10 protein-coding genes and 1 tRNA gene are annotated in these 12,880 nt (G+C 57.4%); 3 read left to right on the plus strand and 8 right to left on the minus strand.

Going from position 1 to position 12,880, the window contains the following annotated elements:
• Nucleotides 1-186: 186 nt before the first annotated feature.
• Nucleotides 187-1,305, plus strand: a complete 1,119-nt coding sequence (gene rimI, locus J3362_RS08445) for a ribosomal protein S18-alanine N-acetyltransferase (RefSeq protein ID WP_349519112.1) — start codon at nucleotides 187-189, stop codon at nucleotides 1,303-1,305.
• On the opposite strand, the gene uvrB is transcribed toward rimI, so the two are convergent.
• On the minus strand, nucleotides 1,306-3,366 hold the full coding sequence (gene uvrB / locus J3362_RS08450) for an excinuclease ABC subunit UvrB (RefSeq protein WP_349519113.1): 2,061 nt from the start codon (nucleotides 3,364-3,366) through the stop codon (nucleotides 1,306-1,308).
• Between the two features lie 183 nt (nucleotides 3,367-3,549).
• On the opposite strand from uvrB, the gene J3362_RS08455 reads away from it, so the two are divergent.
• Complete coding sequence (locus J3362_RS08455; protein ID WP_014576796.1) at nucleotides 3,550-4,734, plus strand: pyridoxal phosphate-dependent aminotransferase; 1,185 nt, start codon at nucleotides 3,550-3,552, stop codon at nucleotides 4,732-4,734.
• Between the two features lie 70 nt (nucleotides 4,735-4,804).
• Nucleotides 4,805-4,880 (plus strand) — tRNA-Asn (locus J3362_RS08460).
• Nucleotides 4,881-5,440: 560 nt separating this feature from the next.
• Here J3362_RS08460 and pyrF read toward each other — a convergent pair.
• From pyrF to J3362_RS08495, 7 genes are all read right to left on the minus strand, one after another.
• Nucleotides 5,441-6,151 (minus strand): orotidine-5'-phosphate decarboxylase, encoded by a 711-nt coding sequence (gene pyrF, locus J3362_RS08465; protein ID WP_349519114.1) that lies wholly within the window; start codon nucleotides 6,149-6,151, stop codon nucleotides 5,441-5,443.
• A 32-nt stretch (nucleotides 6,152-6,183) separates the two neighbouring features.
• Nucleotides 6,184-7,353, minus strand: a complete 1,170-nt coding sequence (lapB, locus tag J3362_RS08470) for a lipopolysaccharide assembly protein LapB (RefSeq protein ID WP_349519115.1) — start codon at nucleotides 7,351-7,353, stop codon at nucleotides 6,184-6,186.
• On the minus strand, nucleotides 7,353-7,655 hold the full coding sequence (locus J3362_RS08475) for a LapA family protein (RefSeq protein ID WP_349519116.1): 303 nt from the start codon (nucleotides 7,653-7,655) through the stop codon (nucleotides 7,353-7,355). The genes lapB and J3362_RS08475 overlap by 1 nt, the downstream gene beginning before the upstream one ends.
• Before the next feature lie 59 nt (nucleotides 7,656-7,714).
• Nucleotides 7,715-8,011 (minus strand): integration host factor subunit beta, encoded by a 297-nt coding sequence (locus J3362_RS08480; protein WP_008172061.1) that lies wholly within the window; start codon nucleotides 8,009-8,011, stop codon nucleotides 7,715-7,717.
• Between the two features lie 134 nt (nucleotides 8,012-8,145).
• On the minus strand, nucleotides 8,146-9,840 hold the full coding sequence (gene rpsA / locus J3362_RS08485; RefSeq protein ID WP_008172063.1) for a 30S ribosomal protein S1: 1,695 nt from the start codon (nucleotides 9,838-9,840) through the stop codon (nucleotides 8,146-8,148).
• Between the two features lie 130 nt (nucleotides 9,841-9,970).
• Complete coding sequence (cmk, locus tag J3362_RS08490; RefSeq protein ID WP_349519117.1) at nucleotides 9,971-10,651, minus strand: (d)CMP kinase; 681 nt, start codon at nucleotides 10,649-10,651, stop codon at nucleotides 9,971-9,973.
• Nucleotides 10,651-12,879, minus strand: a complete 2,229-nt coding sequence (locus J3362_RS08495) for a bifunctional prephenate dehydrogenase/3-phosphoshikimate 1-carboxyvinyltransferase (protein WP_349519118.1) — start codon at nucleotides 12,877-12,879, stop codon at nucleotides 10,651-10,653. Before J3362_RS08495 ends, cmk begins: the two co-directional genes overlap by 1 nt.
• Between the last annotated feature and the right edge of the window lies 1 nt (nucleotide 12,880).

The raw sequence follows: 12,880 nt of genomic DNA on the forward strand, positions 1-12,880 counted from the left end.
CTGAAAGGTCTTGCCTGTGGTAATTGAGGCCACAATACGCCGGTCACGATCGGTGCACAATCGGCGAATAATGCGTGCTTTTACGCATCCTTGCGGTCTTTGCGTTACTCTGACTCTCACACATAATAGCGGAGTATGGGAAGCCCACCAGCATGCCCTCATCGCGTTTCTCAAGGCCGTATCTCAATGCCTGACTTCCACCTCCGACAAGCCTCCAGCAAGGATCTCGATGCACTGGTCAGGCTCGAAAACCGGTGCTTCAGCGAAGACCGCCTCTCCAGGCGGAGCTTCCGTCGTTTTCTGGAAATGCCCAGGGACCGGTTGATTGTGGCCGAGGCCGATGGCGACCTGGTGGGCTACTGCCTGGTTCTGATGAGCGCTGCTACCCGGCTGGCCCGGATCTACTCCATCGCCGTATCACCGGCTGTCCGGGGCCAGGGTGTGGGCGAAAAGCTGGTTCGTGAGGCGGAATCGGAAGCTGCGGAAGCGGGCCGAATCGTCATGAGACTGGAAGTACGTGAGGATAACCGGGGCGCCATCAGCCTTTACAAACGCCTGGGCTATCGACAGTTCGGAACCTATCGGGACTACTACGAAGACCACGGCACTGCCCTGCGTTTTGAGCGGCGAATTCTGTTCTACGAGCCGTCCCGGGAATTCCCCGCGGTACCCTACTATCCGCAGACCACGGATTTTTCCTGCGGCCCCGCCGCCCTGATCATGGCCATGGCCGCCCTGGATGAACAGCAACCGCTGACAACTCTGGAAGAACTGAGATTATGGCGAGAGGCGACCACCATCTTCATGCTCGCCGGCCACGGCGGCTGCGGCCCCCACGGACTAGCACTCGCCGCCTGGAACCGGGGCTTTGAAGCCAGTGCGTGGATCAGCATGGAAGGTGCCCTGTTCAAGGACACCGTCAGAAGCGAGGACAAAAAGCGGGTCCTGGAACTGGTCCATGAGGGCTTTCTGCATGACATCGGCCAGACCGGCATCCAGTTGCACCATGACCCGCTGACCCTGGAAGCCATGGAAGAAGCCCTTCACGAGGGGCGCGTTCCGGTCATCCTGATCAGCACCTGGCAGTTGAACCGCAGCCGGGTTCCCCACTGGGTAACCGTGTGCGCCATCGACGATCAGTTCGTGTACCTGCACGACCCGGAGATCGACGTGGAGGTCGGCGAAACCGTGGCCGACAAACAATACCTGCCGGTCGACCGACGGGTATTCAGCCAGATTTCACGCTATGGCAGAAACCAGCCATTGCAGGCTGCGGTCATCGTGGGGCCGAAACGGCCGGCCTGATTACCCGGTCCGCAAGGCCGCCTCTTTCAACTCGGCGATATCGTCCCTCAGACGGGCCGCGGTTTCGAAATCCAGCTCGGAGGCGGCTTTGTACATTTCGTCCTCCAGACGGGATACTTCCTTGAGGACCTCTTCGGGGGACCGGTTGCCAGCCTTGGCCCGATACTGTTCCGCCTCCTCTGCTGCTTTCTGCCCCGGGCGCTCGGCCTTGCGACGGCCACGACCGCCGCCTCCGGCACCTTCCATGATGTCGGCAATCTTCTTGTTCAGGCCCTGCGGGGTAATGCCCTGCTCCAGGTTGTGAGCTTCCTGCTTGGCCCGGCGACGTTCCGTCTCATCAATGGCCCGCTGCATGGAGCCTGTAATCCGGTCGCCGTAGAGTATGGCCTTACCGTGAACATTTCGCGCTGCACGCCCCATGGTCTGGATCAATGAACGCTCGGAGCGCAGGAAACCTTCCTTGTCGGCATCCAGGATGGCCACCAGCGAGACCTCTGGCATGTCCAGACCTTCCCGCAAGAGGTTTATGCCCACCAGCACATCGAATTCACCCCGCCGGAGGTCCCGGATGATCTCAACCCGTTCCACAGTGTCGATGTCCGAGTGCAGATAGCGAACCTTGATGTCGTGTTCCATCAGGAAGTCCGTGAGGTCCTCTGCCATACGCTTGGTCAGCGTTGTCACCAGAACCCGTTCCTTTACCTTCACCCGTGTGTGGATTTCGGAGAGCAGATCGTCCACCTGGGTAGAGGCCGGACGCACTTCGATTTCCGGGTCCAGCAGGCCGGTGGGCCGCACCACCTGTTCCACCACCTGCCCCGCATGCTCGGCCTCGTAAGTCGACGGGGTGGCCGACACGAAGATCATCTGCGGCGCAATTCGCTCCCATTCCTCAAACTTCATGGGCCGGTTATCCAGCGCCGATGGAAGGCGGAAACCATACTCAACAAGGGTTTCCTTCCGGGATCGGTCGCCCTTGTACATGGCGCCGATCTGGGGAATCGTCACATGGGATTCATCCACCACCAACAAGGCATTGGGCGGCAGGTAATCAAATAGAGTCGGCGGTGCCTCACCGGGGCTGCGCCCAGAAAGATAACGCGAGTAATTTTCGATGCCGTTGCAATAGCCCAGTTCCAGCATCATTTCGATGTCGTACCGGGTGCGCTCTTCCAGGCGTTGAGCTTCCACCAGGCGGTTGTTGTCCCGCAGCTGCTGTAGCCGTTCATCCAGCTCCACCTTGATATGCTCAACTGCGTCGAGCACCTTCTGCCGGGGCGTCACATAGTGGGATTTCGGGTAAATGGTTACCCGTGGCACCCGGCGCAGAACCTCACCGGTGAGCGGGTCGAAATAGCTGAGATTCTCCACCTCGTCATCGAAGAGCTCGATGCGGATAGCTTCCTTCTCGGATTCCGCCGGGAATACATCGATCACATCGCCCCGAACCCGGTAATTGGCCCGGTGGAACTCGATATCGTTCCTGGTGTACTGAAGTTCGGCCAGGCGCCGGAGGATGTATCGCTGATCGATCTGGTCGCCACGATCCAGATGCAGCATCATCTTCAGGTAGGACTGGGGATCACCCAGACCGTAGATAGACGAAACGGTCGCCACAATTATGGCATCCGGTCTTTCCAACAATGCCTTGGTAGCAGACAAACGCATCTGCTCGATGTGCTCGTTGATGGAGGCGTCTTTTTCGATAAACGTGTCCGACGAAGGCACGTACGCTTCCGGCTGGTAGTAGTCGTAGTAGGACACGAAATACTCTACCGCATTGTCCGGAAAGAACTCCTTGAACTCACCATAGAGCTGGGCGGCCAGGGTCTTGTTATGGGCCATGATGATGGTGGGCCGCTGGATCTGCTGGATGACATTGGCGATGGTGAAGGTTTTACCGGAGCCGGTTACCCCCAGCAACGTCTGGTGTGCCAGACCGGAGTGAATGCCATCCACCAGCCCCTCGATTGCCTTGGGCTGATCGCCCGCTGGCTGGAACGGTGAATCAACCTGGAACACACCCTCTCTGGCGGAAACGTTTGCCTGATTACTGGCCATAACTGGCGGAAACCTCCGGTAAAACCGACGCACGGGCAAAACAGCCCCTGCCATTCGAGAAATTTAGCGATACACTGGCTTCATGATACCATCACTGCGATCGACGGCTGGGCGTAAATCAGCCAGAAGCTCTGGCACCCGGCGGTCGCAGCCCTATCAGACGCAGCTTTAAGGAGCGCAAGTTTGGACCTTCAACTTTCCAGCCGAGTACAGGCTATCAAGCCCTCTCCCACCCTCGCAGTCACCAACAAGGCCGCGGAACTCCGCGCAGCAGGCCAGGACATTATCGGCCTGGGGGCCGGCGAGCCGGACTTCGACACACCTGATCACATCAAACAGGCAGCCATTGAAGCCATCAATAACGGCCAGACAAAATACACTGCCGTGGATGGTACGCCAGCCCTGAAAAAAGCGATTATTGCGAAGTTCAAACGGGACAACGGCCTGGATTACGAAGCCAATCAGATACTGGTAAGCAGTGGTGGCAAACAGAGCTTTTTCAACCTCGCACTTGCCACACTGAACCCGGGTGACGAAGCCATCATCCCCGCTCCGTACTGGGTGTCCTACCCGGATATGGTGCTGGTGGCTGAAGGCAAACCCGTGATTATCGAAACCGGTGCTGAAACCCGCTTCAAGATCACTCCGGAGCAGCTGGAAAACGCGATTACCGAGCGTACCCGCCTGTTCGTGATCAATAGCCCCTCGAACCCGAGCGGCATGGCCTACACCCTGGAAGAGCTGCAGGCCATCGGCGAGGTGCTGAAGAAGCACCCGAACATCATGATCGCCACTGACGACATGTACGAGCCGATCCTGTGGACCGGCAAGCCGTTCTGCAACATCCTGAACGCGACTCCCGAACTGTATGACCGCACCTTCGTCCTGAACGGCGTATCCAAGGCCTATTCCATGACTGGCTGGCGTATCGGTTACGCCGCTGGCCCGGCGAAAATCATCGGTGCCATGAAGAAGATCCAGTCCCAGAGCACCTCCAACCCGGCCTCCATCTCCCAGGCAGCGGCACAGGCTGCGCTGGATGGCGATCAGGGCTGCGTGGGCGAGATGGTCAAGGCATTTAAAGAACGCCACGACTGGCTGGTAGAAGCCCTGAACAAGCTTCCGGGCGTTGAGTGCCTGAACGGCGACGGTACCTTCTATGTGTTCCCGAGCTTCCAGGGTGCCATCGATGCCGATTCCAGCGTCAGCACCGACGTTGAATTCGCCGAGAAACTGCTGACCGACGCCGGCGTGGCACTGGTTCCAGGCTCCGCCTTTGGCTGCCCGGGCCACATGCGCCTGAGCTTCGCCACCAGCATGGAAAACCTGGAAAAGGCTGTCGAACGTCTTCAGAAAGCGCTTGGCTAAAAAGTTCTGGCCAGGGGTTGACGGGGCGGTATTGCCAACTTAATATACGCGCCTCGTCACACGACGACGTTCCCCGATAGCTCAGTTGGTAGAGCAACGGACTGTTAATCCGTTTGTCGCTGGTTCGAGCCCAGCTCGGGGAGCCACTATTCTGAAAGCCCGCTAATTCTTTGAGTTAGCGGGTTTTTTATTGCCTTCTTTTTTGCATTACGTTTTTAACCCCATCATAGGTGGTAATGCATGCTCCTGCCCTAGCCTGCTGCATTCCAGGCTGGTGGTGTGGGGTCGCCCTCCCAAAAACCGCTACGAGCACGTCCATGTGCGCTTGACTGTGGCCATCCATGGCCACAGACATTTTTGGGAGGGCGACCCCACACCACCGATCCAGCCTCAACGATATACTCACGACCTATTCGCTGAGTTTCCACAAGGTACCTAAGGATATGCGACTTGAATTTGCACCTAAATGTAGGTCGGATTAGCGCAGCATAATCCGACCTACGCCTGCCTTTGTCTTTCGGGAAAAGGCGGTCAACTGGAAGGTCCAAACGGGACAGCTGGCAGGGCTTTCCAAAACTGTAGAGGGCCATGGACGGCCCGAAACAAGCGCACACGGACGTGCTTGTAGCGTGTTTTGGAAAGCTCTGCCAGCTGTCCCTGCCACCATTAGTCAAAGGCTAGGTCAGGATTCGAAGGCCGGTTAGAACTAGAGTCCGATCACCTCGGAGTGAATAGCCTCCAGGGCAGCCAGCGGATCCGACGCCTGAGTAATCGGGCGGCCAATCACGAGATAATCTGAACCGGCTTTGAGGGCATCTGTGGGCGTCATGATGCGCTGCTGATCGCCTTTGTCGGCAGTCAACGGACGGATACCCGGTGTGATCAATTTGAAGTCGGCGCCCTGCTCCGCTTTGAGCTTCGGAGCTTCCTGCGCTGAGCAGACGACACCGTCTAGACCGCAGTTTTTTGTGAGGGTTGCCAGGCGGGATACCTGGGCTTCCGGGGAATCGGTGATGCCGATGCCGGCCAGGTCTTCGGCGTTCATGCTGGTGAGGACGGTGACGGCGATCAGAAGCGGGCGATCCGCGCCAAAGATTTCCAGGCGTTCCCGGCAGGCAGTCATCATTTTCTCGCCGCCGGAGGCGTGCACATTGACCATCCATACACCAAGGTCGGCGGCGGCCGCAACGGCGGCTGATGTGGTGTTCGGGATGTCATGGAATTTCAGGTCCAGGAATACGTCGAATCCACGCTTCTGAAGTCCTTCCACCAATTGCGGGCCGGAGCGGGTAAACAGCTCTTTACCCACTTTCAGGCGGCATTTGGTCCGGTCCAGTTTGTCGACCAGCTCAAGGGCCGGATTCTGGGAAGGAAAATCGAGGGCGACGATAATCTTGGGGTCGTTAGCGGTTTGCACGTTCACTTGTCCTGCAGAAATTCGGTGAAGGTTTATTCGGCTTCAACACCCTGGATCGGGCGGACGGTTTCCCAGTGCTTGCAGCTTGGGCAAAGCCAGTGCAGCTGACGACCGGAGAAACCACAGCTGACACAGCGGTAGACGGGACGATTGGCGAGAATCAGGTGGCCAATACGGCTCACCAGCCTGCCCTCATCGGTGGTCATGCCCTTTTCATAGCCGGCCATTTCCACCAGCCTGAGCAGGCCACGGACACTCGGGCGGGTTTCCAGTTCCTGCCTGAGCAAGTCGATGGCAGCCGGTCGCCCCGAGGCACGCTCGACGGACTCCACCAGGGCCAACAACAAACTGGTGCTTGGGTGGTTTTCGTAAAGCTTGCGCAGTTTTTTCGCCAACCGGCCAATGTCGCCGTGCTCGTGTTCAAGTTTCATTAGCCGGTCGATGGCTTCCGGCCCGAACTCGGGGTTCTGTTCGAATACTTTCAGGCACTGGCTGCCTGCCTCGCGATAGCTGCCCTGCCGAACCAGCAGCTTCATCAGAATCAGGTTAGCCCGAACACAGGAGCGGTCGTATTCGAGCGCTTCCTTGGCCAGCTTCTGGGCGGCCCATCGGTCGTCCTGCTTCAAAGACTCTTCCGACAGCTCGCAGGTCAAATAGGCAAGAACCTTGAACATGGCCGGGTCGGCGTCCCCACGGGTCAGCGTCCGGGCAACCTCGGCAGCCTTGGCCCATTCCTTTTCCTGCTGATAAAGGTCGATAAGCTGCTGGGAGGAGTGCCGTCCGTAATCCTTGTCGCCCATCAGCTGGTGCAACAATGCCTCTGCGCGGTCAAGTAGGCCTGCATTCAGGTAATCGCGGGCAAGCTCGAGAGTCACCTGTGGGGAGAATCTCGGGGGTAATTCGGGCCTAGCCAGCAAATTCTGGTGAATCAGTATGGCGCGATCGGTTTCGCCCTTGTTGCGGAAATGACTGCCAATGGAGAGGTGGAGGCTGACAGTGTCCTTGTTGACCGCAAGGGACTGGACGAAATTCTCAACTGCCTGGTCGGAGTAGTTCGTGAACAGGAACTGCAGACGGTCCTTCACCGATTCCTCATCGGAAATCGTTTTGCCGGATCGCCCGTCACCGCTTCCCAGCCGGCCCACAAGCCAGCCAACGGCGACTGCAACTGTCAGCAGCAGCCACTGTAATACGATATCCATTAAAGAGTCCGGTCGTTCTGGGCCCTGGATTTCTCCAATGCCTGCTCGGCGCGATCAAGTCGTTTCTGAAGGGTTCGCCGGGACACCGAGGTGCGGAAGGTGGCCAGCATGGTCATCAGCACGCCAACCAGGGCACCGACAACAAATGCCATGATAATCCAGACGGCAACGCCATGAGGTTGGGTTTCAAACAGCAGGAAGTTGAGGGAGACTGCCATTTGATTGTTGAGTGAGAATACCAGTGCCAGCAGAACCAGGACCAAAACCAACAGAATAATGAGGATCTTCTGCAATCCTGCCATAGCGATAGCACTCCCAAAGGGCATTGATGCCCGAATTATACGCGTTCCCTGAGCAGCTGTTAAAAGCCTTTCTTCAAGCTGTCGTTGACCTGCTCTCTCAATTCCTTGCCGGGTTTGAAGTGCGGCACATATTTGGCTGGCAACTGAACAGCCTCACCGGTTTTCGGATTGCGCCCGGTACGCGCGGCCCGGTGATGAAGGGAAAAACTGCCAAATCCCCGGATTTCTATTCTCTGACCATCGGCAAGCGACTGGGACATGTGCTCGATGATGGTTTTTACAGCCAGTTCGACATCTTTAACGGAGAGCTGAGTTTGCTTGGAAGCAATCAGCTCGACCAGTTCGGACTTCGTCATGAGGCGTTTCCCTCTTTCATTTTTATTCGGCCGTCGGTTACCGGATTCCCATGACTACCTAGTTTAGCCAAACCAGAAAAAAACACAAAAAAAACGGGCTCTTAGAGCCCGTTTTTTTCGTACCAACCGGAAGATTAGTCCTTGTTGGCGTTTTGCTGCTGCATCTGCTCCTTGATGAGATCACCGATGGTGGTCGCACCAGAGGAAGTTTCCGCAGTTTTGGTCCGCACGTTTTCCAGTGCCTGCTTGTCGTCCTCAACATCTTTGGACTTCACAGACAGGTTGATGATGCGGTTCTTGCGGTCGATGCTGATGATCTTCGCTTCAACTTCTTCGCCTTCCTTCAGCGCGTTGCGTGCATCTTCAACACGGTCACGGCTGATTTCAGAGGCTTTCAGTACCGCTTCAACTTCGTCGTTCAGAGCAATGGTAGCTGCCTTGGCATCAACTGCAGACACGGTGCCCTTAACAATAGAGCCCTTGTCGTTCAGCTGTACAAACTCGGCGAACGGATCGCTCTCGAGCTGCTTGATACCCAGGGAGATACGCTCGCGCTCCGGATCAACAGACAGGATAACGGTTTCAACTTCGTCACCCTTCTTGTATTCACGAACCGCTTCTTCGCCAGTCTCGTTCCAGCTGATATCAGACAGGTGAACCAGACCGTCGATGCCGCCATCCAGACCGATAAAGATACCGAAGTCAGTGATTGACTTGATCTTACCGGAGATGCGGTCGCCCTTGTTGAAGTTGCTGGAGAAATCTTCCCACGGGTTGGATACACACTGCTTGATACCGAGGGAGATACGACGACGCTCTTCGTCGATATCCAGAATCATCACGCCCACTTCGTCGCCTACCTGGACAACCTTGGACGGATGGATGTTCTTGTTGGTCCAATCCATTTCAGATACGTGGACCAGACCTTCAACACCTTCTTCCAGCTCAGCAAAGCAACCGTAGTCAGTCAGGTTGGTAACACGTGCGGTAACTTTGCTGCCTTCCGGATAACGACCCTTGATATCAACCCAGGGATCTTCGCCCAGCTGCTTCAGGCCGAGGGAAACACGGTTGCGCTCACGATCGAACTTCAGCACCTTAACGCTGATTTCGTCGCCAACATTGACGATTTCGCTCGGATGCTTGATGCGCTTCCAGGCCATATCGGTAATGTGCAGCAGGCCGTCAACACCACCCAGATCCACGAACGCGCCGTAGTCGGTCAGGTTCTTGACGATACCCTTGATTTCCATACCCTCGGTCAGGGTTTCCAGCAGAGCTTCACGCTCGGCACTGTTCTCAGCTTCCAGAACGGCGCGGCGGGAAACAACCACGTTGTTACGCTTCTGGTCGAGCTTGATAACCTTGAATTCGAGTTCTTTGTTCTCCAGGTGCGCAGTGTCGCGAACCGGACGAACGTCTACCAGCGAGCCAGGCAGGAAGGCACGGATACCGGCCAGATCGACGGTGAAACCACCCTTGACCTTACCGTTGATGATACCTTTAACCACTTCCTCAGCTTCGAAGGACTTCTCGAGTACCTTCCAGGCTTCTGCACGCTTGGCCTTTTCACGGGACAGACGGGTCTCACCGAAGCCGTCTTCAACAGCGTCGAGAGCTACATCGACAACGTCGCCGATAGCAATTTCCAACTCGCCTTTTTCGTTAAGGAACTGGGAGGCGGGGATAACGCCTTCGGACTTCAGTCCGGCGTTAACGGTGACCCAGTCGTTATCGACGTCTACAACGGTTCCCTGGACGATGGAACCCGGTTGCATGTCAATTTCTTTTAGGCTTTCTTCAAAAAGATCCGCAAAGCTCTCGCTCATTATGAGTCCTATATGATCAACGCAAGTGTACTCCGTGCCACCAGCAACACGGTCTGTTAACAAGTTCCGGATTAAGCCTGTGGCTGGCAGATAACGCTACATCCGGCATTTCAACGACAAAAGGGTGTAGTCAGGCCTGACCCGCTGCGGCCATACACCTGTCCAACACCTCTTCTATACTCAATCCCGTAGAATCAATGACTTGCGCATCATCTGCGGGCTTGAGAGGGGCTGCGGAACGGTTCATATCCCGTTCATCACGAACCCGTATCTCCTCTAAAAGGGCGTCAATATTAACATCGACACCCGCGTCCTTCAACTGGCTATAGCGCCGCTGAGCTCTCTCCTCGGCGCTTGCCGTCAGGAAGATTTTTACCGGCGCGTCCGGAAACACCACGGTCCCCATATCACGGCCATCGGCCACCAGGCCCGGCGCCTGCCGGAAATCACGCTGGCGCTGCAAAAGGGCGTCACGGACCGGCTGGATCACAGCCACCTTTGAAGCATTGTCGCCCGCCGATTCTGTACGTATATCTGCGGTCACGTCCTGCCCTGCGAGAATGACTTTTACCGGCTCGCCTGCCGGCGTGGGCTCAAACGCCACATCCAGTCCGGCGGCGACTTTTACCAGCCCGTTCTCGTCATCCAGGGACACGCCCTGGCGAACCGCGGCCAGCGCCGTCAGCCGATAAAGTGCGCCACTGTCCAGAAGATGCCAGCCCAGCTTTCGGGCCAGCATCTGGGTAATCGTGCCCTTGCCGGAACCCCCGGGACCATCCACGGTGATCACCGGCGTACTGCTATCAACCATTATTCAGTCCCCTCGGCTGAGATATTGATTCCCGTTCCTTGCGCAAGTTCCACAAATCCCGGGAAAGACGTTGCCACGTTGGCACAGTCGGTCACCGTAATTTCGCCCGCGGCGCGCAGGGATGCGACTGCAAAGGACATCGCGATCCGGTGGTCGCCGTGACTGTTCACAGTACCGCCGCCAATGGTCTGGCCGCCATCAATAATAATGCCGTCCGGGGTTACGGTAGTGTCCACGCCCAATGCAGCAAGGCCATCTGCCATCACCTGGATCCGATCGCTTTCCTTGACCCGGAGTTCCTCAGCGCCCCGCAAAACCGTGCGACCATTGGCGCAGGCCGCGGCGATGAACAGCACCGGGAATTCGTCAATGGCCAGGGGCACCTGATCTTCAGGAATATCGATACCCTGCAGCTCCGCCGAGCGGACCCGCAGATCAGCAACCGGCTCGCCACCGATTTCGCGCTCGTCCAGAATCTCGATGCTGGCGCCCATCTGGTTCAGGATGTTGATCACACCTACCCGGGTCGGGTTCATGCCAACGTGCCGAAGGATCAGGTCCGAACCCGGGGCAATACTGGCCGCGACAAGGAAAAACGCAGACGAAGAAATATCGGCAGGCACATCAATATTTGTCGCCGTCAATTTGCCGCCGCCACTAACACTGGCTGTCGCGCCGTCCCGGTGAACGTGGTAGCCAAAGCCGGCCAGCATGCGCTCGGTATGATCGCGAGTAGGCGCCGGCTCGGTGACCGATGTACTGCCCTCTGCATAAAGCCCGGCCAGCAGGAGGCACGATTTTACCTGGGCGCTGGCTACAGGCATTTCATAGTGAATACCGGACAGCTTCTGGCCACCACGGATTTTCAGTGGCGGGCGACCGCCTTCCGCAGTGTCAATTACGGCACCCATGGCCCTGAGAGGATCGGCAACCCGCCCCATCGGGCGGCCGGAGAGACTCGCGTCGCCGGTCAGCTCGGAATCAAAGGGCTGGGCTGCCAGCAATCCTGCAAACAACCGCATGGCCGTTCCGGAGTTCCCCAGATACAACGGCCCCCTTGGGGCCTGCAGCCCATGCATGCCAACACCATGGATGCGAACAAAGCCGTCGTCCGGGCCTTCGATGGTTACGCCCATATCGCGAAATGCCTGGAGCGTGGCCAGGCTGTCCTCACCTTCCAGAAATCCTTTCACTTCGGTTACGCCGTCCGCCAGCGCACCCAGCATTATCGAACGGTGCGACATCGACTTGTCGCCGGGCACCCGGATATCACCGGTAATCGCGCCACCGGGCTGAAGACGGAACGTCACCTGCTTTTCACTGTTGTTTGTCACGTAAGCCTGTCCTGAGAGCATCTTCGAAAAGTGTTCACGCGCCGCCTTGGCGCGACTGAAAACCCGCAACAACGTGGCACTGTCCTGATTGGCAATGGCAGTACGCAGTTGCTCGAGATCGTGGGTAAAGTGGTCAATGACACGCAGAACCGCATCGCGGTTCGACAGAAAGATATCGTGCCACATCACCGGATCACTGGCCGCAATCCGGGTAAAGTCCCTGAAGCCACCGGCGGCATAGCGGAAAATGTCCATGTTCTCATCTTCACCCGCCAGGGTATCCACCAGGGAGAAAGCAATAAGATGGGGCAAGTGGCTTGTGGCTGCCAGCACCTCATCGTGATACGCCACCGACATGGTCAGCACCGTGGCACCGCAGCCCTCCCACAACGCTTTAAGCCGGGCAAGGTGTGGCTGGCTGACGTCATCAGGCGGCGTAAGAATGACCTTGTGGTTAGCAAACAGCTCGGGATTGGCCGCCCGAATGCCGCTCTTCTCGGAGCCGGCAATAGGATGGCCGGGAATGATCCGGGGCGACAGGCTGCCGAACACTGCCTCAACATCGTTCACGAAACTGGACTTGGTGCTACCGACGTCGGTGAGGATCGCGTCCGCTTCCAATGTCGGACGAATCTGCTCCAGAACCGCGCGGGTTGCCCTTACCGGCACAGCCAGCACAACCAGGTCCGCACCCCGGACAGCCTCGGACACGGTTGATGCTGCGTGATCGATCACACCCAGCTCTTTACCGAGTTGCAGTTCCTCACTGCGCTGGTCGGCGCCAACAACCGTGCGCGCCAGTCCGTTGCGACGGATTGCACAAGCCAGCGAGCCACCGATCAGCCCGAGGCCAATCACCGCTACCCGTTTGAACAGAGGCTCGGAAGACGCCATA

Source organism: Marinobacter sp. NFXS11 (assembly GCF_040148675.1).
Lineage (GTDB): Bacteria > Pseudomonadota > Gammaproteobacteria > Pseudomonadales > Oleiphilaceae > Marinobacter.

Coding starts and splice junctions, on each gene's coding strand:
- J3362_RS08495 (WP_349519118.1), bottom strand. CDS start 12,879: ATGGCGTCTTCCGAGCCTCTGTTCAAACGGGTAGCGGTGATTGGCCTC.
- rimI (WP_349519112.1), top strand. CDS start 187: ATGCCTGACTTCCACCTCCGACAAGCCTCCAGCAAGGATCTCGATGCA.
- cmk (WP_349519117.1), bottom strand. CDS start 10,651: ATGGTTGATAGCAGTACGCCGGTGATCACCGTGGATGGTCCCGGGGGT.
- lapB (WP_349519115.1), bottom strand. CDS start 7,353: ATGGATATCGTATTACAGTGGCTGCTGCTGACAGTTGCAGTCGCCGTT.
- rpsA (WP_008172063.1), bottom strand. CDS start 9,840: ATGAGCGAGAGCTTTGCGGATCTTTTTGAAGAAAGCCTAAAAGAAATT.
- J3362_RS08480 (WP_008172061.1), bottom strand. CDS start 8,011: ATGACGAAGTCCGAACTGGTCGAGCTGATTGCTTCCAAGCAAACTCAG.
- uvrB (WP_349519113.1), bottom strand. CDS start 3,366: ATGGCCAGTAATCAGGCAAACGTTTCCGCCAGAGAGGGTGTGTTCCAG.
- J3362_RS08475 (WP_349519116.1), bottom strand. CDS start 7,655: ATGGCAGGATTGCAGAAGATCCTCATTATTCTGTTGGTTTTGGTCCTG.